Here is a 19,838-nt window from a genome sequence, read left to right as displayed (position 1 = left end):
GTGCGATCCCGCCCTGGGGTAGACGGAGCATATGAACTAGAGGGGGTGTCTATGGCCTTTCAGAGTAGCCAAGAACTGCACACCGGTAAAGGTGAAAAACTCTACAAACATTTTATCATCAGTTTAGCGCCAAACGAACACCTCTCCTCACAAGAATGGGAAAAGGTCTGTCAAGAATACATGTCAAAGCTTGGCTACGATAAATGCCATTGGATAGCATGTAAACATAGTGATAAGATTGAACATGTCCATATTTTAGCCTCCCGTGTCAAGCTTGAATTAGGAGGACCATTAGTCTCAACCTACAAAGACTATGAAAAAGGTTGGCCTATCATGCGTCACTTTGAACAAGCTTATAACTTAACAAAAGTCGACAACCCCTATGAAGGTTTTGGACACAACTATACAAAACCTCAAATTAAGGCCGCTGGCGGTCGTATACAAGCCCAAAAATCCGACTCTGCCCATTCTATTCGCGTTGCTATTAAGCTGCTATACGCTCAGCACGGAACGCCTAGAAGCATGACTCAGTTTGTGGGTATGCTCGCCAGCAAAGACATCGCAGTGAAAGCAACATTGAACAACGAATGCGAGATAAGAGGTCTTTCATATTCGAACAAAGAAGGGCTGTGGCTATCCGGTACACGAATTAAAAAAACACAGTTAACATTCCAAGCATTACTGAAAAATGGCGTGAGCTACAAACCGAGCCGTGACGATTTTGCTTTAGGGCTTTCTCAGGACACTCCGCTATACGCACAATTTAGTGTAAAAGTGTCAAAGAAAGAAGTTGAATGCATAAAAAGAGTAAACGCCCCCTTATTCGTCAGAAAGAGAAACAATAGCGCTTGGGCGGATTTTACGCTGATGACATCTCGTCGACAAAAAGAACAAGCGATTGCTGTGGCTAATATGCTGCTACTCATGAAAATGATTTTTGGGCTTGACGATGAATCGATTGAGTTTAGAGCGTACTTAGACAACCTCTCTCTTCTAACGTACCAACAAAATTTACTCCACTACTCGCCTCATCAGCATGTCTATAAATCCAATCACAACTTTGATGCGATGAAACAAGAAGTCGATAAGCAAACAATGTCCTGGCGAAATCAGACGTTTAATGGTGAAAATGGAGTGAACCATTGTTCAAGCTCCACTTCCTACCAACAATGGATGCGACGTTACTCATTCTAGCCTCCGTATGGATAAATACAGAGCCAATCGACTATTAACGTCGGTGGCGTGGTATACCGCTCAAAACAGCGAGTATGAAAAACGGACTCCCAAAAAAGATATAGCTGATGATAGTATTTCTTTTTAGTTCAAAATATAGAGACTTCACCCAGTCATAACGAAGCCATGACCAATAAATGTCATTGACTAAGCCAGCCGCTATATCGCTAGCAAACTCCGAGAAAAAGTGCCCCAAGATGACAAAAAACAATAACCCAGGTGATATCGGCATACTTAAATCTCCTCATCATTTCAAAATGGCAATAAATGAAATTGCTCATATTTCGCTTCAAATTGCTCTAAAGTCTCTAAAATTTTGGGTGTCTTTTTCCACAAAATTCGCTTTGCTTGTGTTTCCCATTCGGGTGGAATAGTCTCATATTGAGCTTTTATCAAGCCAGCCATTGAGGCCATCGTGTCAACATCACCTCCGATATAGTGCGTGCTTCGAATTGCCTTCACAAAAGTGGTCGCACTAAATAAAGCGATGAACATCGAAATTGGCACGGTATTAACTGCTGACGAATCAAAGCCTCCATTCATGCGAATTCCGAGTAGATCATGTGACGGTTCAGGTGAAACGTAGTAATTCCAACGTTGATATAACTCCTGACTGATTTCATCCTTTGATATGCCTTGTCTGACCGCCCAAATAACCCACGCCATCGATTCTGCACCCGCTACGCCCTCATCATGCTGATGTGATACTTCCGCCGATTTACGCGCCATGTGTAACACGTCACTTTCGCTAGTCAGATAACCAAGGACACCAGCTCTTACCGCTGCACCATTGCCAAACGATTGGTATTCCGCATTCTCTCCTCTGAGCCAACTCGAAAACCCCGGACCGTAACCCGCACTAGGGTGTTGTTGCGCAAATCGTTTATAGTACAAAGAAAAATCATCACTCTCATCAAGCATCGCTTGAGCCGTCGCTGCTAGTAATACACTATCATCCGTTGCTCTTGCACAACCTGAAAAAATCTTGCTCATCGGTAAGTTATATGTTTTTAGCTCAACTCCTCTCTGGCCTTCAAAACAGCTTCCCGCAATATCGCCGATTACACCTCCAATCATAATTTTTCTCCCGTACTATCCAGTGTGAGCGTTACTTTGAACACAATGTTGCTCAATACATCACCGCGAATATCTAACACAGACACGGGCTTTGAATCACATAGGTAATCAACCTGCCAACAAAGCAATAATTTGTAGTAAGGAACGAACCCCACTCTCAGCGTATCAAAAGTATGCTGAGGCTCCCGCATATCAATCGATTGGTGGATGGAGTCTTTGATAATCGCTTTAGCGTTAGTTGATAGCTTTTCAAATGTTGGATGAAATTCAACCGTAAGGCTGGCACCGCTTAAACGTGCAACCTGTTTGTTTTTCGCATGAACAAGAGTCGATAAAATGTGTTTGTTAATGTAGAAAAGAAGTTGTTGTTGTCTTGAAAACCGCAGTGATCGGGGACGTTGTTTGAAATAATTAGTTCTAGTTAGTTCAGTAATGAAGTTCAATCGCACTCCTTATAACTAAGTTAAGGGGGAATCGATCTCGCACACTTGTCTATGAGTTGACAATAATCCGAACTCCTTTTCCTCTTCATCCAAACATAGGCAGATAGAAAACCCTGTGATAGAAGCATCCTCTCTTGATACCTCGACTACCCCGAAGACTAGCTGTACTTGCTGCACTCTATCCTTAAGCTTTAGATATCCAATGTGGCCATTCAAAGTTGTGTAGGACAGATACTTAACAATATGCTGTTTAGAGATACCTTTAGACTCCATCAGGTTGCGTAAACCTATCGAAAAAGAAATTTCAATTAATTTGTATTCAAACAAATATTGAGTCAGGACTTCATCATTAGCAGCATATTTAATGAGCTGAAATAATCTAGCAGAAGAAGCTTTATTCATGTGTACCTCAAATCAATGAGACAATACTACCCGCCATACAGCGAAGATATGATTAATGAACGGATTAAGAAGGAAGAGCGCAATAATAACACAAAATCCTCTTGCTGTCAACTTGATTGTGTGGTACGGGGCATTTCATACTAATAAATCGAAATAATATAAGTATTAAATTACTCTTCCAGCTAAAGGAAGATGGGCATTTTTAGCGATCTTAAGCCACTTGGTGGGGTTAGCTTTCACTGCTTGCTGCAACTCAAAGTAGTATCGAATTTTTTCGCGAACATCTTGAGCTAAAGGTGGCGTTACATCCAATATTTCCTTAAGTTGTTCATCAAAAGTAAGGACTTTTGACAAAGAAATTGTTCTTGTCACATTAACATCTTTAACATTTTCTTCTCTTGTATATAATCCGCTAACAGCATTTTCGTTCTCTACCAATTCACCGTTAAAGCCAAAATCAACCTCTCCTACTGATTGCGCTTTGAATACCACCCTGATAAACCTAGGGCTATCTTCCAAATCATCGGTAGCCACAATATAGCTAACGAAATTACGAACAAATTGATTATACTTTTCTCGGTCTTCTGGTTTTTCAAGCTTTAATTCATTGACAACGGACATATCATAGTCCTGTTTAACAACAATCAATTGCTCATACCTACTACGTTCCATATCTATTTTATCGAGAATGGCCTTTATTTTACTTCTAAAGACAACTTGAATCCTTACATCGTCTTCATCAAGAAAAGCGCTTTCGACTGCTTTTTGTTGCTCTTCAAGATCAGTAATAGTAGCTTCTAATAAACTAATCTCTTTTTCCAGCATCGCGAAGCTTTGACTGTTAATCTTTGCATAATCTAACCCGGAAAGAGCAGCAATCAAACGCTTTTCAAGAACCTCGTAATTGAGAGCTCTTTGATTACAACCTCGATTGTCAATTTGTTTTCTACAACGAATCTTAATTTTTCCACGATTAGGTTTAAAATAGCTCATCGCTGTTCCGCATGTTGGGCAGTATAACAAGTTACTAAATAGGTTTTTATAGGCCCCAGTTTGCCGACCTCCAGCTCTCTTAAATGATTTTTTTAACCGTAAAAATGTTGCTTCATCTATAATTGACGGATAATAATGTTTTTCTAGTGCCCCTAATGGTTTTTTTCTGATGACCCCATCTTCATCACGGACATGCTCTACTCTTTGAAAGGAGCCAACCAACTGTTCCATTTTTAAATACTTCTCAACGAGCTTTACTTGCCATTTTTTTCCAGAAAAGTTTAAGATACCTTCCTCATTTAGTGATTTTGCTATACGAAGGCACCCAATACCATTTAACTTCATATCTATCATTCGTTTCAAAACTGCTTCATGATTTGGAATCAATTCAAAAGACTTTTTATCATCAGATATCCTCATCCATGCAGGGCAAATTGATGTCCGTTTCTCACCTCCTTTTTTTTCCTCACCTCTCTTATATTCGAACCTAGCCTTAATTCGTTTTGATTTCTGGTCACTCTCTAAATGCGCTAAATGAATTGCTGCTGTCAGCAAAAGATCATGTTCAAGTTTTGTACTCTCATTATGATGAATAATAATGCCAAATTTGACTATAGCGACATCTACACCATAAGTTTTAAACTTGCTGAAGATCTCTCTTGCATCATCTGCTGGCAAACGACTAATTCTATCTATTGCTTCAACCACGAGTAAAGACCCCTTCTCGATCTCTCCTTTTCGTGATGCCTCTAAAAAAGCACCTAATCCCGCATTCTCTTCTGTATTTAGCCCTTTATACGCAGAGAGCCCTTTATCAATAATAAGGCTATCTGCAATATGATACGTGTAACCACCATTACGTCGATTGGTCTCATTTGTTGACTTTATAAAGTTCGTAGCGGATTCAATTTGCCTTCTCAAACCATCTCCTTTTGCTTGAGCTCCTTTACTAACGCGAGAGTATATATATGCTGTTCTAAACTTCATGTAGCCTCCATGCAATACTATTACAACAAAAAACACACTGTACTACGTATAGCTATAAACTAACTACAAATTAATCCCTATTTAGATAAGCCTATCTTAAAACGTTCTAGCCTAGGCAAAAAAAGGGCTGAACCCCTTACGAGGTTCAGCCCTTAGTTATAGATTTTAATACGTTACAGTAACTCTAACGATTGCTGTACTATTACCAACTCTTCGTTGGTTGGGATAACCATTGCTACTGCGTCTAACATTTCAGACTTAGCGATGATCCCTTCAGCACCAAAGCGAGCAGATTCGTTACCTGCTACATCTTCAACGAAACCTAGAATCTTAAGGTTGTTTAAGATCTCACGACGAATTGGTAGAGAGTTCTCACCGATACCACCAGTGAAGATGATACCGTCTAAAGAATCTAGCGTTGCTAGGTAAGAAGCAACGTATTTCGCTACGCGGTAAGTAAACACCTCAAACGCAAGCTTAGCGCCTTCGTGGCCCTCTTCCATTGCTTCTAAGATGCCACGAGCATCGCTCGTAAGACCAGACACGCCAAGGAAGCCAGACTCCTTGTTTAGAGAGTTAAATACTTGCTCTTGTGACCAGCCTTTCTTAAGTAGGTATTCGATGATGCCTGGGTCTAGGTCACCACAACGTGTGCCCATCATTAGGCCTGAAAGTGGTGTGAAGCCCATAGAAGTATCAACACTGTTACCATCTTTAATAGCACATACAGATGCGCCGTTACCTAGGTGAACAGAGATGAAGCTCGATTTTTCGATTGGCTTGTTAACCATCTTCGCAGCTTCACGGCTAACGAAGTAGTGGCTAGTGCCGTGGAAACCGTAGCGACGTACGCCGAAGTCTGTGTATAGCTCTTTTGCGATTGCACCAGTGAATGCACGTTGAGGCATTGTTTGGTGGAAAGCAGTATCAAATACAGCGAACTGAGGTAGAGAAGGGAAAGCTTCAATTGCAGCACGGATACCGATAGCACCTGCTGGGTTATGAAGTGGAGCTAGGTCAGATAGGCTTTCAATTTCGTTCGTTACTTCTTCAGTAATGCGAACCGTTTGAGTGAACTTCTCACCGCCGTGAACGATACGGTGACCGATAGCCACGATATCAGCCGTGAAGCCTAGGTCTTCCATCAGGCCAACCAATTTGCCAATGGCAATTTTGTGGTGGTTATCTTCACCTTGAATGGCAATTTCAGTTTTCTCGCCTTGGAATTTCCAGCTCATACGAGCATCTTCAAGACCAAAACACTCCCCTAGGCCACTTAATACTGCTTCACCAGAAACAGAATCGATTACAGCAAATTTTAGGGATGAACTACCCGAGTTAATAACCAGAACAAACGAATTAGACATTGGATATGGATCCTGTTTCAGTACGAATTGGATGAAGTGTTTACTTCAATTTTAGTTAAGTCCATTATTCAATAATTTTTGAATCTTTCAACTTTTGTTTTGAAAAAATCACTAAATGAACACAATTAAGTTGATCTTGGTCATTAAATTATTTATTTCGAGAGCGGAATTAAAAAATAGTTGAATAAGAAAATTAATGAACAGGTGACGCAAACGAGTGCTCACGTTATTTTTAACTTGATTCAGTTAATTAAAGCGACTCGAACAAATGCAGGTGATCCGCTTGAAAAACAACCACCCTTCCCTTTCGTCTGCTTATCATTACCGATAACTTTTTGCTCGATTTCTCAATTGCTCAGTGTTTGCATCAAAAAGCTCACTGAAGTTGAGAATAGTGATCTGATCTTATTTTGATTGCCTTCGAGCACAACTCTACGAATAGATGCACTGTAACGACGCTTAGATAGCCTTCACTCTTTGTTTTAGCATCTTGTAGCACGCTCTTTTGGTATAGGCTTAGAACGCGATACAGCTAAGTTTTGGCACTAACATTCGTTCTAGGCGCGATGCTTAGTTTCATGGACGAAGCATAGTTACAGGAACGAAGCTTGATTAAAGTAAGTTAGCTACGAATATCGAGCCAACCAAAGCTTAAGTTCAAATAGCAGGCACAAAAAAGCCGAGCATTACGCTCGGCTTTTAAATTCAGTGTCTAGACCTAAAGCGTCTAAGCGACAGGTTGATTAACCTTCGTTGCGCTCTGGACGACGACCACGGTTACCACCGCCATTGCCGTTACCATGGCCACGTTCGCCACGGAAGTTACCACGGTGATCGCCACCACGGTTACGGTCGAAACGACGTTCGCCATCACGTCCGCCAGCAGAGTTACCATCGCGAGCACCATCACGGTTGCCACGGTATCCACCACGACCGCCTTCACGGTTACCACCTTCGCGGTTGCCGCCTTCACGGTTACCACGGTAGCCGCCACCATCACGACCGCCACGGTTGCCACCACGGTTGCCATCACGACCGCCGCCGCCACGACGAGGCTCACGGAAGTCATTGAAATCAACAACTACAGCGCCAGCTTCTTTTTGACGAATGCGAAGTTTGCTTAGCTTACCAGCAGTTTCAGAGTTCATTGCTTTTGGCAGTTGAACGTAAGTAGAACCTTGGTCTAGCTTGATAGCACCGATAGAACCTTTAGTTAGGCCAAGTTCGTTTGCTAGTGCGCCAACGATGTCTTTAACCTGAACGCCTTGCTCACGGCCAACTTGTAGTTGGTAAGTATCCCAATCTTGAGTATTGAAGTTGCGACCACCACCGTCACGGCCGTTGTCACGATCTTCACGACGCTCTTTGCGACGGTTCTTATCACGCTCAATAGCAGCGATCATTGGGTCTTCGCCAACGTAGAATAGTGGGCTCTTACCTTGCTGACGCTTAAGAAGCATTGCAGCTAGAGTAGCAGCATCAACTTCTAGAGACTCTTGAAGAGTAGAGATAAGACCTGCAAAGTTTTCTAGTGCTTTGCTTTCTTTCTCAGTTTCAAGTTCAGCGCCAAGCTTAGCAACACGTGCAGCAGCAACTTGGTCACGTAGAGGAAGTTGGATTTCTTCCATTTGAGACTTAGTTACACGCTCGATTGTGCGAAGCATGCGAATTTGGTTAGTGCGAACTAGTAGGATCGCTTTACCTTTACGTCCAGCACGGCCAGTACGACCAATACGGTGGATGTAAGATTCAACATCGAATGGGATGTCGTAGTTGAATACGTGAGTGATACGTGGAACATCAAGACCACGAGCTACAACGTCAGTTGCAACTAGGATGTCGATAACACCTTGTTTGATGTGATCAACAGTACGCTCACGTAGAGACTGAGGAATATCACCGTGCAGTGCAGCAGCTTTGAAGCCACGTGCAGATAGCCAATCAGCTAGACGCTCAGTGTCTTGACGAGTACGTACGAATACGATTGACGCGTCAGTTTCTTCAGTTTCTAGAAGACGAGACATTGCTTCGTCTTTTTCTACGCCTTTAACAACCCAGAAGTTCTGCGCTACTTTATCAACTGTGTGGTTAGTACCAGCAACGTCAACTTTAGCCGGGTTACGTAGGTAACGGTCAACAATAGTCTTAACCATTGGAGGCATAGTTGCAGAGAAAAGTACACGTTGTGCAGATTCTGGAGCTTGCTCTAGGATCCAAGTAACGTCATCTACGAAGCCCATTTTCAGCATTTCATCTGCTTCATCAAGAACAAATGTGTGTGCTTCATCTAGGTGTAGACGGTCACGAGTTAGTAAGTCTTTAACACGACCTGGAGTACCAACAACAATGTGAGCACCGCGGCTTAGAGCACGCATTTGGTCAACAATTGAAGCACCACCGTAGATTTCAATAACTTTAAGACCTTTGATATCACGGCCAAGGTTTTTGATTTCCGCAGCAACTTGAATCGCTAGCTCACGAGTAGGAGCCATGATGATTGCTTGTGGTTTGTGTTGGTTCAGGTTGATTTTGTTAAGTAAAGGCAGAGAGAATGCTGCTGTTTTACCAGTACCAGTCTGTGCTTTACCTAGTGCGTCACGGCCTTCAAGAAGAAGAGGAATAGCTGCTGCTTGGATTGGAGTCGGAGAAACGAAACCCATGCTATCAAGAGCTGAAAGAATGTTATCGTTTAGGGCTAATTCATTAAATTGAATTACAGATTCGGACATTGGGATCCCACTATATATAAGTAAACAAAAGGTCCCGGGAGCTCTATCAATTCCAATACTGATCCAATCAGATACTGATTCCATTCAGAGTTACGAAGCAGTAATAAAACACTTCAAGCCATTAGGGACGTCTAAGGGAGGCGGATTATTCCCTAAATGCATAAAAAAATCCAGAAAAAATTGAAATACATCACATATTTTTCGCTTTTACATCAATACTGGTTATCATATCGTCAAAACTTGATGAATATCTCGTCACAGCACCCATCTCCTAGCAAATTGACCTAGTTAAATAAGAGGGCAATTAATTAACGCTCACTTCGCCTTTAAGTAGTAATCAAGCCTCGCAATGATTATAGTGTGCTCAATTGTCCTCGATAGATAAAAGTCAAAATGTTTCAAGATAATCCTCTACTCGCTCAGCTCAAGCAGCAAATCCAAGAAACCCTCCCTAAAAAGGAAGGTACCATCAAAGCCACTGAAAAAGGTTTTGGTTTTCTCGAAGTTGATAGCAAAACAAGCTTCTTTATCCCGCCTCCGTACATGAAGAAATGTGTGCACGGTGACAAGGTGATTGCCATCATTCGCACAGAGAAAGAGCGCGAAGTAGCAGAGCCTGAGGAATTGGTTGAACAAGGTCTTACTCGCTTTATTGCACGAGTTAAGCTTTTCAAAGGCCGATTGAACGTTGTTCCTGATCACCCGCAGCTCAAAAAACTGCAACTTAAAGCGAAAGCAATGAAGGGTCTAAACCCTGAAACGCTTAAAGAAGGTGACTGGGTTGTTGCTCATATCGTTCAACACCCATTAAAAGGTGACAATGGTTTCTTGGCTCAGATCTCTGAGAAAATCACAGACGCTGACGACAAGATTGCACCTTGGTGGGTAACGCTGGCACAAAACGATCTACCAAACAGCGAGCCTGAAGGCATCGACAACTGGCTAATCAACGATGACGCCGATCTTGAACGTGTAGACATGACGCACGTCCCTTTTGTGACTATCGATGGCGAAAGCACAAAAGATATGGATGACGCGCTTTACGCGAAGAAGAAAGAGAACGGTGATTTTGAACTGACTATCGCAATTGCTGATCCAACGGCTTACATCTCTCCAGATGATGCGATGGATAAAGTGGCACGCGAGCGCGGTTTCACTATCTACCTTCCTGGTCGCAACATCCCAATGTTGCCTCGTGATCTTGCTGACAACCTATGTTCACTGATCGAGAACGAAGTTCGTCCTGCACTTTGCTGCACAGTAACGGTATCTAAAGATGGCGTTATCGGTGATGACATTAACTTCTTCGCTGCAAACATCAAATCTCATGCTCGTCTTGCTTACGACAACGTATCAGACTGGCTAGAAACAGGTGCATCAGAGAAATGGCAACCATCAGAAGAGATTGCTGCAATTGTTTCTGATCTTCACCAATTTGCTCAAGCACGTTCAGCATGGCGCTCAGCAAACGCTGTTGTGTTCCCAGATCGCCCTGACTACCGCTTTGAACTGAGCGAAGATAACGATGTTGTCGCTATCCACGCTGACATGCGTCGTAGCGCAAACAAGCTGGTTGAAGAATCAATGATCAGCGCGAACATCTGTGCGGGCCGAGTACTAAAAGAGAGCTTCAACCAAGGTGTGTTTAACTGCCATTCTGGTTTCAAGGCTGAGAAAATCTCCGACGTTCTTGAACTGGTAAACCCGCAAGCGGAAACGCCGTTCACTGAAGAGCAAATCATTTCTCTAGAAGGTTTTGCTACTCTACGTCGTTGGTTAGGTTCTTTAGATAACAGCTACTACGACAACCGTATTCGTAAATTCCAAGCGTATAGCGAGATCAGCAATGAGCCTGCACCGCACTACGCGATGGGATTAGATATTTACGCAACTTGGACTTCTCCAATTCGTAAATATGGCGACATGATTAACCACCGTATGCTTAAAGCACACATCTTAGGTAAAGCGCCAATTCAAACACCAGATGAAACTATCGGTGATGAACTTGCCCTGCACCGCCGTCACCACGGCATGGCTGAGCGTAATGTTGGCGATTGGTTGTATGCTCGCACTCTAGCCAATGCTCCAGCAGAAGAAACTCGTTTCCAAGCTGAGATTTTCGATATTAACCGTGCAGGTATGCGTGTACGTTTACTTGAAAATGGTGCTGCTGCATTTATCCCTGGATCTCTCATTCTTAATAATAAAGAAAGAATAGAGTGCAACGGTGATATGGGTACTGTATCTATCGATAAAGAAATGGTATACAAACTGGGAGACGTTTTAGAAGTAGTTCTCTCTGAAGTTAATCAGGAAAACCGTAACTTAGTAGCAAAACCTACTCAAGTATTTGCGGACTTGCCTAGCGAGCCTGAAACGACAAACGAAACCGAAGCTTAAAGGCGTTAACAGCTACAGCTTTCAAGGTTTCGGCTTTCAAGGTCAAAGCTATCAAGGTCAAAAGCTTCAAAGGTTCACTTCTAAAGGCGCTAATTATTAGCGCCTTTTTTGTAAATGTCTCATGCTTAAACAATACTTAAAAAAAACAATCAATAAGCAATCAATTTACAACGTCAAAGAAGCTCACTATGTCATCAATCACAGTTACTCAGTTCAGAAACTTCATTCCCAGGAGACGAGAACGTTATCCTGCCTCTAAAAACGGTATCTTTATAGTGTCGAAAGGCAGCATTTCTTTTGTGTTGCCCAATGGTACTCAAGCCTCGTTGCAAGCGGGAGATTTCACCCTTTACAATTCTGGTCAGATTAAAGACATCACGGTTAACACTGAAAATGGCGAATTCAGCGCAACCTGCTTAGATTTTGATTTGGCTATCTTTCAAAAGTTCATTAATCAGTTCAGCGATTTAGAGTCCGCTCGAATCCCAGACAAGTACATTAAGTTCAATCAAACGGATACTGAGCTCTGTCAGTTGAAAGATCTCATCATGTCACTGGCCAACTCTTCTTCTCAGAATGACTACGCACTCACTCAATTAGGCTTAAGTTTGCTGTCTTTGATGGTGGAACAGTACCCAGCTCTATTGGCTATTATTGCTCGAGCTTCAAGGTTAACCGTGACCCAAAGAGTCATTCATTACATCGAGCAAAACATTGAAAACAATATCTCTTTGGATACGCTCGCCAGTTACATGGGAATGTCACCGGCTACGCTTAAACGTCGCTTATCGGCTGAAGATCTGTCGTTCTCAAACTTATTAAAGATAAAACGTATTGCTCATGCAGCCACTCAGCTAAGAGCATCGGATAAGTCGATCACTCAAATCGCGTATGAGTCAGGCTTTAAAAGTGCCGCTCACTTCAGCACGGCCTTTAAAACGTATCACGGAAAAACACCAAAAGACTTCCGATCGCTAGTGGCACAAGCACAACTGCAGAGCGTAAAGCCGCAAGTTTAAAGAAACAAAGCGATAGATTGATGTGGACGTCTTAGTTGGGAACTGGTGTAAACCAAGTGGCTTCAATATTAAGCCACTTGGGTGTGGGATGAGATGATTTGGCTTTGGGATTCAGTGGTTGAGTTTTGATACTCATTGATTCAGCTTTGCGAGCAGGCCACCAGCAAACGTGAAAACAGAGTGACTATGACCAGAAGTACGATTTAGGGTCTTTTTCTATTTCCGCCAAAATAGCATCAAGATCCTTCGATTTAGGAAGGTACGGATACGGCCCCCAATTCACAGAGTCGGTTTCGACATCCCCTTCAAGCGGCACCATCACTAACCAACAAGACAGCGACTCATCAAAAGTCACGCAGACGATCTCGTTTGTATAATCACTGTGAGATGAGTCGAGTAGATAATGCGCCTGAGAAAACAGCACACCACCCTCACACTCTTCATATAGGGATTTGCCTAGCTCGACAGGTAAACTTCGATTTCGAGATGTACAGAGCCTCTCGGCCCCAATTAAAAGACGATTCAGCTCGATATGAATGACGGACATAACACCCCTTGTAACTTCATAGAAACTTCTAAGTAGTGAATTCCTCTACTTAGCTTAGGACTCAACAAACATTTTAGCGAACAAGCGTAATCAAAATACCGGCCCTGCTCCCAGAAACGAATCTTGCTTTCGGAAACCCAGAAAGCTACGACTCATCAAGCGAACAGCTATACATCGAGAGTATGGAATTTCACAAAAGTGTCATATAACCGACCTATCATATGCGACAAATGTTATTAACTAGGAGTTGTTTATGTTACGAGTCGCGCTTGCCTCTCTTTTATCCTTAGCCCTGTCTTCTCATGCTGCTTTAGCACAAGAAACCACTATTTCGGGCTCCACTTCAGTATCACGAGTGATGGATGTATTAGCTGAGGAGTACAACAAGACTCACCCTGATAACTATATTGCGGTTCAGGGCATTGGTTCTACAGCAGGTATTACCATGGTTAATAAAGGTGTCTCTGACATCGGTATGAGCTCGCGTTATTTAACCGACCGCGAACAAGACGAGAAGTTGAAGGTATTTCCAATTGCCTTTGACGGCCTAGCTGTAGTAACTAACCGCTCAAACGCTGTAAGCAACGTTACACGTGAGCAGCTGTTCGATATCTACAAAGGCAAAATCACGAACTGGAAAGCTGTGGGTGGCGCAGATCAGCCTATCGCAGTTGTCACTCGCGAAGCGTCTTCTGGCTCACGCTATAGCTTCGAAAGCTTGCTTGGTTTAACGAAGATCATTAATGACCGTCTAGTGTCTGACATCAACCCAAATAACTTGGTTGTAAACAGCAACAGCATGGTTAAAACGATTGTTAACCATAACCCACACGCGATTGGTTTTATCTCTGTTGGTTCAATCGACCGTTCGATTAAAGCAATTACATTTGAAGGCGTAGAGCCAACATCTAAGAACATTGCTAACCACAGCTATGAATTGGCTCGCCCATTCTTGTTGCTGCACAAGACAGACTCAGTTTCTGACGAGAGCAAAGACTTCATCAAGTTCGTGAAGTCAAAGCAAGGGCAAGACCTTATCGAAGAGTACGGCTACACTCGCATTAAATAAGTGAGTGAGTTTTATCTTATGAAAAAAAAGAGAGAGCATTAAGCTCTCTCTTTTTTTGGAATCTATATGGTTCGTTTAGAAGTGAAGTTGAATCACTGAAACGATCACAGCGCCAGGACGACGAATACCTTCGATTTCTACGCGGATTTCGCGTTCAATCTCTAGGCCTTTCTTAATTGGCGTTACTTTTGTTAGCGTACTTTTAGCACGAACGTTACTGCCCGATTTAACAGGGTATGGGAAACGTACTTGGTTAAGACCAATGTTTACGACCATCTTCGCTGTTGGGAATTGAGACTTGTCAGGGTCAACACTGTCAGTCAATCGAGGAAGCAGAGATAAAGTTAAAAAACCATGTGCGATGGTTGTTTTGAACGGAGAATCTGTTTCCGCTTTTTCAGGTTCAGTGTGAATCCACTGCATATCTTCAGTAACAAGGCCGAACTGGTTAATACGGTCTTGACTTACATTGATCCAGTCGCCAGTATGGATGACTTCACCGATCTGCTGATTAAGCTCATCAAACACAAGTTGTGCTTCAGGCTTAAGTACGATCGGCTGTTCCACCGGCATCTCTGGTGCATCTTCATTGACAGCAGGTTTGTGGTGATCACGAACCCACGCAAAGAAATGGCTATTTTGCGTACGATTAAGAAAGTCGCCCCAGTAATCTCTAAGAGCTGGAGACATCCATTGCATAAACTCTGAGTGTTGCGAAGACATGCTATCGCCTCGGTGTTTAAATAAATCAATGACTTTCATAAGAACCTCAATGCACAAAAAATTTCAATATAACTTCGTAATTTTGAAACACTTCACACTATTGTGCAAATGTTTTCGAGCATACAACCGTTAGCTGAACCTTGTTAAAATCATATTAAACATATACTTACCAATAAAACATCATTTTATTACAAAACCCAAATTAGAGTGTTAGCTCTATCACATGACAAACATTTGTTTATATAAAAGGCGTTTTTATTCATAAGTGGAATAAAAAAAGGCTTAGCGCAATGCTAAACCTTAGTTTTTACAAGGAATTAGTTTTCCGAGGGTTGGTCTTGTAAGAGACGAATCTTACAAGACACTCAATCCCCTATTCGTCATCAAGCGGAACCAGCTTGGTATTACCACCGTGTGCTTTCTCACGCTTACGTTGCACGAATGCGTAGAAGCCAGGGATTAGGAACGTACCCGCCAGTAATACACATAACAGGCCGCCGATCAGTGAAATACCCAGAGAGTTCTGACTCACGTGACCTGCGCCCGCAGCGAAGATAAGCGGGAAGATACCTAAGATGAACGACCAAGACGTCATGTTCACAGCACGGAAACGCAGTGTACCGCCCTTCACCGCTGCATCTTCAATCGGTGCGTCTTTCTCTTCACGCTCTACCTTTGCGAATTCCACAATCAAGATTGCGTTCTTCGCGGCCAAGGCTATCAAGAGAACCAAACCTATTTGTGCATAAAGGTTCAGCGGAGTGCCCGTTAGATTCAATGCCAAGAAGGAGCCTAAGGTTGCGACAGGTACCACGAGGATAATCGCAATCGGAATTGTCCAACTCTCGTATTGAGCCACCATAAACAGGTAGATGAAGATCAGAGCCAGTGCGAAAGCAAAGATCGCTTGGTTACCTGCTAGTACTTCTTGGTAAGCCATGCCTGTCCATTCGTACTGATACCCCTGAGGCAATACTTCTGCAGCTACGCGTTCCATTGCCGCAATCGCATCACCACTTGAGTAACCTTCTGCAGGTTGACCTTGAATCACGGCACTGCGGTACATGTTGTAACGCCATGCTACATCTGGTTCGAAGATCTGATCGTAAGTCACCAATGTGCTTAACGGGATCATCTCGCCATTAGACGAACGAACGTGGAATCGTTGTAGGTCGTCCATGCTGCTACGGTGTTCACTGTCAGCTTGCATGGTTACGCGGAAGTTCTTACCAAACATGGTGAAGTCGTTCACGTACAACGAACCAAGGTTACCTTGTAGTGTTTGGAAAATTTCCGACAACGGAATACCTAATTGCTGCGCTTTCTCACGGTCAATATCGACATAGTAGTGAGGTACGTTCGCACGGAAAGTACTGAATGTGTGTGAAATCTCAGGCTGTTTGCTCGCCTCAGCTATCACGTCATTCATCACCATCGCTAGATCAGTTCGGCTACGACCTAATGTATCTTCAAGAACGAATTCAAAACCAGACGCTGCACCCATACCCGGTACTGCTGGAGGCCCCATCGCAAACACGACAGCTTGAGGAAGTTCAGTCGCAGCACGACCATTAATACGCTGTGAGATAGCCTGAGCAGAGTGTTGACCATCCAGTGCATTACGCATGTCCCAATCGTGAAGCTTGATGAACATTGACGCACCATTCGACGCAGAAGCGCCCGTCATAAATGCGTAGCCGTTAACCAGTGTTACGCCATCAACACCCGGCTCTTGTTCAACCATTTCAAGCAGCTGCTTAGTCACTTCTTCGGTTCGAGACAAGGATGCCGCGTCAGGAAGCTGAACGTTAACCAGCAAAATGCCTTTATCTTCTTGAGGTACAAACGCCGTAGACGTTGTCTTCGCAAAATAAGTCACAGCCGCCAAAGCCACAAAGAAGAAAGTGAACAGCAGAACGCCTTTCTTAACTAAGAAGCCAGCCACTTGACCGTATTTGTTAGTAACAGACTCTAGACCACGGTTAAATGCTTGGTACCAACGCGCCGTGTTACCACCACCCTGCTTAAGAACCAGTGAACACAATGCAGGTGATAGCGTTAATGCGTTAATTGAAGAGATAACAACCGCGATACAGATAGTCAGAGCGAACTGACGGTACATGATGCCAGTAATACCAGGAAGCATTGCAACAGGGATGAATACCGCAAGTAGAACCAAGGTCGACGTAATGATCGGCCCCGTTACTTCTTTCATCGCAATAAGCGTGGCTTTACGCGGTGAAATGGTTGGGTCTTTAGCCATTGTGGTATCAACGTTCTCGATAACCAAGATCGCATCATCTACTACGATACCAATCGCTAGTATCAAACCAAACAGGGTTACCGTGTTGATGGTGAAACCCGTCATCTGCATGATGGCAAACGTACCAATCAAAGATACCGGAATCGCAACTACAGGAATCAAGGTTGCACGCGCACTACCCAAGAACAGGTACGTTACCGCAATAACCAGCAAGATGGCTTCGATTAAGGTCTTTACTACCCCTTTGATCGACTCAGCAACAAACAGTGTAGTGTCGTAACTTGCTTCATACGCCACGCCTTCTGGGAAGTTCTTGCTTAAGTTTTCCAGCATCGCCATCACAGCTTTGCCACTTTCCAGCGCGTTAGCGTCTGATTGAAGTGACAGCGTTACGATCGACGCATCTTGACCACGGTATTTACCATTACCGTCGTAGAACTTTTTACCAAGCTCAACACGTGCAATGTCTTTTAAGTAAACCGTTGAACCGTCTTGAGTTGCACGAAGAACAACATTTTCAAACTCATCAGCTGTTTCTAATCGACCTTTTGTTACCAAGTTGAACTGCACTTCTTGTGCGTTGTTATAAGGTGCAGCACCAATACGGCCTGCAGCAACTTGAACGTTCTGCTCTGCCAACGCGCGATTCACGTCTGAAGTGGTGATATTGAGGTTAGCCATTTTCTCAGGATCTAACCAAACACGCATCGCGTATTCACCACCACCCAACACGTTAACTTCACTGATGCCCTTCACACGAGCCAGTTGGTCTTTAATGTTTAGGTTAAGGTAGTTGATCAAGAATTGATCGTCGTACTCACCGTTTGGCGAATAGAAGTTCAATACCATCAAAAGGTCTGGTGAACGCTTTTTAACGGTGACACCCACCATTCGAACTTCTTGCGGAAGCTTCGATTCGATTTGAGCAACTCGGTTCTGAACGTTGACCTGAGCCATATCTGGGTCAGTACCAACATCAAAGGTCACATTAAGGTTGTATGAACCATCGTTAGCGCTTTTAGAAGACATGTAGATCATATCTTCAACGCCGTTAACCGACGTTTCTATGGGGTCGGCTATCGCCTGTTCTACTACTTCAGCACTTGCACCTGTGTAGAATGCGGTAACACTTACAGAAGGCGGGCTGATTTTTGGATATTCCGCCACTGGCAAGATAGCGAGAGAAATCGCACCCGCCAGCGTTAAGATTATGGATATTACAAGGGCAAACTTAGGCCTTTGAATAAAGAAACGACTCAACATAACTACGCCCCTTACTCAGCTTGTTCAGCAGAAGCTTGAATGCGAACAGACATACCATTGCGAACACGCTGTAAGCCTTGAGTGATCACTGTGTCATTCTTCTCCAGACCGGAATGAACAATCACACCACCTTCAACCTGACGACCCATTTCGATGTTTCTACGCTCAGCCACAGGAGCAGCTTCGCCTTCAACTAACACCATAACAAAGTCGCCTTCAAGGTCGGTTTGAACCGCGCGGCGAGGAATGGTTACGACATCAATAGATTGCTTCTCACGCAGATCAACGCGAACGTGTTGGCCTGGAAGTAGTTGCTGATTCGGGTTATCAGCAATCGCACGCATCGCGATCGTACCAGTATTAAGGTTGATACGGTTGCCCAAGAAGTCAAGCTGACCTAGATGTTCGAACGCTTCACCGTTCTCAAGCATGATCTGAACTTCAACACCTGCAGAATCGCTGCTGCCGTCACCTTCAATTCGGTCCATACCTAACTCAATACGCTCACGCTCACTGATGCTGAACGATGCATGGATTGGGTCTAGGCTAACCAAAGTCGTCAGTACACCTGAAGACGGCGAAACCAGATCACCCGTGCTCACTTTGGTATCGCTAATACGGCCAGAGAAAGGCGCGATGATTTTGGTATGAGAAAGCTGAACATTCGCAGCATTAAGCTGTGCTTGGCTTGCTTCAAGCTGTGCTTGAGAACCTAACAAGTTTGCGGTTAATGCATCAAATTCAGATTGAGAGATACTGCCTTTCGGAAGTAGGTTTTTACCACGATTAAAATCAAGCTCAGCTTTTTTAAGGTTCGCGTTCGCTTGAGCAACAGACGCTTTTGCGCTTGCTACTTCGGCTTCAAACGAAGAAGGTTCAATCGAATAAAGCAATTGACCCTTTTCAACCATTTGGCCTTCATTAAAATGACGGCTTTGTAGGTAGCCAGAAACCTGCGCTGTAATAGCCGTGTCTTCAACGGCTTCTATACGACCGATATACGACTTACTTTGCTGGTGAGAAACAACGCTAACATCCTGTACAGCTACGAGAGGTAAAGGTGCTTGCTTGGCATTTTGAGCATCTTGCCCACACCCAGCAAGAATAAGAGAGCTTGCAAGAGCAGTAAGGATCAACTTTTTACGCATGGTTATACCGTCACTTATTAGTATTTGAACAGCATAAAATTTACGTAACACCTCTGTTACCATTGTCCGAGGAATATCAATTATAACTGGCCAAAGTGTATCAATATGTTAATTGAAACCAAGTGCTTATAAAGTGATTACAAACACGCTACAATTCCTAAGTAAATCAATCTCT

14 protein-coding genes are annotated in these 19,838 nt (G+C 43.4%); 4 read left to right on the top strand and 10 right to left on the bottom strand.

Annotation, left to right across the window (positions count from 1 at the left end; genetic code table 11):
- A partial coding sequence (locus AB4585_RS21580) for a relaxase/mobilization nuclease domain-containing protein (RefSeq protein ID WP_372170869.1) occupies positions 1 to 1,194 on the top strand: 1,194 nt, incomplete at its 5' end.
- A gap of 291 nt (positions 1,195 to 1,485) precedes the next feature.
- Here the strand turns inward: AB4585_RS21580 and AB4585_RS21575 are convergent.
- The 6 genes from AB4585_RS21575 to AB4585_RS21550 all read right to left on the bottom strand — a co-directional run bounded on the left by AB4585_RS21575 (position 1,486) and on the right by AB4585_RS21550 (position 9,315).
- A complete protein-coding gene (locus AB4585_RS21575; protein WP_372170867.1) occupies positions 1,486 to 2,310 on the bottom strand; it encodes an ADP-ribosylglycohydrolase family protein in 825 nt (274 codons plus the stop codon).
- Positions 2,307 to 2,753, bottom strand: a complete 447-nt coding sequence (locus tag AB4585_RS21570; protein WP_372170865.1) for a hypothetical protein — start codon at positions 2,751 to 2,753, stop codon at positions 2,307 to 2,309. Before AB4585_RS21570 ends, AB4585_RS21575 begins: the two co-directional genes overlap by 4 nt.
- A gap of 15 nt (positions 2,754 to 2,768) precedes the next feature.
- Positions 2,769 to 3,155, bottom strand: a complete 387-nt coding sequence (locus AB4585_RS21565; RefSeq protein WP_108194603.1) for a hypothetical protein — start codon at positions 3,153 to 3,155, stop codon at positions 2,769 to 2,771.
- 165 nt (positions 3,156 to 3,320) lie between these two features.
- The gene (locus tag AB4585_RS21560) at positions 3,321 to 5,135 is read right to left on the bottom strand and encodes a recombinase family protein (RefSeq protein WP_372170863.1); all 1,815 of its coding nucleotides are present in this window, start codon (positions 5,133 to 5,135) and stop codon (positions 3,321 to 3,323) included.
- 173 nt (positions 5,136 to 5,308) lie between these two features.
- Complete coding sequence (locus AB4585_RS21555; RefSeq protein ID WP_372170862.1) at positions 5,309 to 6,502, bottom strand: acetate/propionate family kinase; 1,194 nt, start codon at positions 6,500 to 6,502, stop codon at positions 5,309 to 5,311.
- Positions 6,503 to 7,245: 743 nt separating this feature from the next.
- Positions 7,246 to 9,315: a DEAD/DEAH box helicase gene (locus AB4585_RS21550; protein WP_080582207.1), complete on the bottom strand. Its 2,070-nt coding sequence runs from the start codon at positions 9,313 to 9,315 to the stop codon at positions 7,246 to 7,248.
- A gap of 309 nt (positions 9,316 to 9,624) precedes the next feature.
- On the opposite strand from AB4585_RS21550, the gene rnb reads away from it, so the two are divergent.
- A complete protein-coding gene (rnb, locus tag AB4585_RS21545; RefSeq protein ID WP_017059497.1) occupies positions 9,625 to 11,631 on the top strand; it encodes an exoribonuclease II in 2,007 nt (668 codons plus the stop codon).
- Positions 11,632 to 11,819: 188 nt separating this feature from the next.
- A complete protein-coding gene (locus AB4585_RS21540; protein WP_017059496.1) occupies positions 11,820 to 12,650 on the top strand; it encodes an AraC family transcriptional regulator in 831 nt (276 codons plus the stop codon).
- Positions 12,651 to 12,834: 184 nt separating this feature from the next.
- Here the strand turns inward: AB4585_RS21540 and AB4585_RS21535 are convergent, their stop codons facing one another.
- Complete coding sequence (locus tag AB4585_RS21535; protein WP_017059495.1) at positions 12,835 to 13,197, bottom strand: DUF3024 domain-containing protein; 363 nt, start codon at positions 13,195 to 13,197, stop codon at positions 12,835 to 12,837.
- A gap of 253 nt (positions 13,198 to 13,450) precedes the next feature.
- On the opposite strand from AB4585_RS21535, the gene AB4585_RS21530 reads away from it, so the two are divergent.
- Complete coding sequence (locus AB4585_RS21530; RefSeq protein WP_017064361.1) at positions 13,451 to 14,266, top strand: phosphate ABC transporter substrate-binding protein; 816 nt, start codon at positions 13,451 to 13,453, stop codon at positions 14,264 to 14,266.
- Positions 14,267 to 14,341: 75 nt separating this feature from the next.
- On the opposite strand, the gene AB4585_RS21525 is transcribed toward AB4585_RS21530, so the two are convergent.
- From AB4585_RS21525 to AB4585_RS21515, 3 genes are all read right to left on the bottom strand, one after another.
- Entirely contained in the window at positions 14,342 to 15,028 is a 687-nt protein-coding gene (locus tag AB4585_RS21525) for a MaoC family dehydratase (protein ID WP_017059493.1), read from the bottom strand.
- Positions 15,029 to 15,362: 334 nt separating this feature from the next.
- Complete coding sequence (locus AB4585_RS21520; protein WP_372170825.1) at positions 15,363 to 18,515, bottom strand: efflux RND transporter permease subunit; 3,153 nt, start codon at positions 18,513 to 18,515, stop codon at positions 15,363 to 15,365.
- Between the two features lie 11 nt (positions 18,516 to 18,526).
- On the bottom strand, positions 18,527 to 19,663 hold the full coding sequence (locus tag AB4585_RS21515) for an efflux RND transporter periplasmic adaptor subunit (RefSeq protein ID WP_372170860.1): 1,137 nt from the start codon (positions 19,661 to 19,663) through the stop codon (positions 18,527 to 18,529).
- Positions 19,664 to 19,838 lie beyond the last annotated feature (175 nt).

This window comes from Vibrio sp. 10N.222.49.C9, from assembly GCF_041474985.1.
GTDB classification, from domain to species: Bacteria; Pseudomonadota; Gammaproteobacteria; order Enterobacterales; family Vibrionaceae; genus Vibrio; species Vibrio crassostreae_C.
The sequence above is the reverse complement of the archived record's forward strand: the minus strand, read 5'-3'. Positions and strand labels throughout refer to the sequence as shown.

What these genes read in the sequence shown, in the direction of transcription:
- AB4585_RS21575 (WP_372170867.1), bottom strand. Translation starts at nt 2,310, where the DNA reads ATGATTGGAGGTGTAATCGGCGATATTGCGGGAAGCTGTTTTGAAGGC.
- AB4585_RS21565 (WP_108194603.1), bottom strand. Translation starts at nt 3,155, where the DNA reads ATGAATAAAGCTTCTTCTGCTAGATTATTTCAGCTCATTAAATATGCT.
- AB4585_RS21560 (WP_372170863.1), bottom strand. Translation starts at nt 5,135, where the DNA reads ATGAAGTTTAGAACAGCATATATATACTCTCGCGTTAGTAAAGGAGCT.
- AB4585_RS21555 (WP_372170862.1), bottom strand. Translation starts at nt 6,502, where the DNA reads ATGTCTAATTCGTTTGTTCTGGTTATTAACTCGGGTAGTTCATCCCTA.
- AB4585_RS21550 (WP_080582207.1), bottom strand. Translation starts at nt 9,315, where the DNA reads ATGGAATCAGTATCTGATTGGATCAGTATTGGAATTGATAGAGCTCCC.
- rnb (WP_017059497.1), top strand. Translation starts at nt 9,625, where the DNA reads ATGTTTCAAGATAATCCTCTACTCGCTCAGCTCAAGCAGCAAATCCAA.
- AB4585_RS21540 (WP_017059496.1), top strand. Translation starts at nt 11,820, where the DNA reads ATGTCATCAATCACAGTTACTCAGTTCAGAAACTTCATTCCCAGGAGA.
- AB4585_RS21535 (WP_017059495.1), bottom strand. Translation starts at nt 13,197, where the DNA reads ATGTCCGTCATTCATATCGAGCTGAATCGTCTTTTAATTGGGGCCGAG.
- AB4585_RS21530 (WP_017064361.1), top strand. Translation starts at nt 13,451, where the DNA reads ATGTTACGAGTCGCGCTTGCCTCTCTTTTATCCTTAGCCCTGTCTTCT.
- AB4585_RS21525 (WP_017059493.1), bottom strand. Translation starts at nt 15,028, where the DNA reads ATGAAAGTCATTGATTTATTTAAACACCGAGGCGATAGCATGTCTTCG.
- AB4585_RS21520 (WP_372170825.1), bottom strand. Translation starts at nt 18,515, where the DNA reads ATGTTGAGTCGTTTCTTTATTCAAAGGCCTAAGTTTGCCCTTGTAATA.
- AB4585_RS21515 (WP_372170860.1), bottom strand. Translation starts at nt 19,663, where the DNA reads ATGCGTAAAAAGTTGATCCTTACTGCTCTTGCAAGCTCTCTTATTCTT.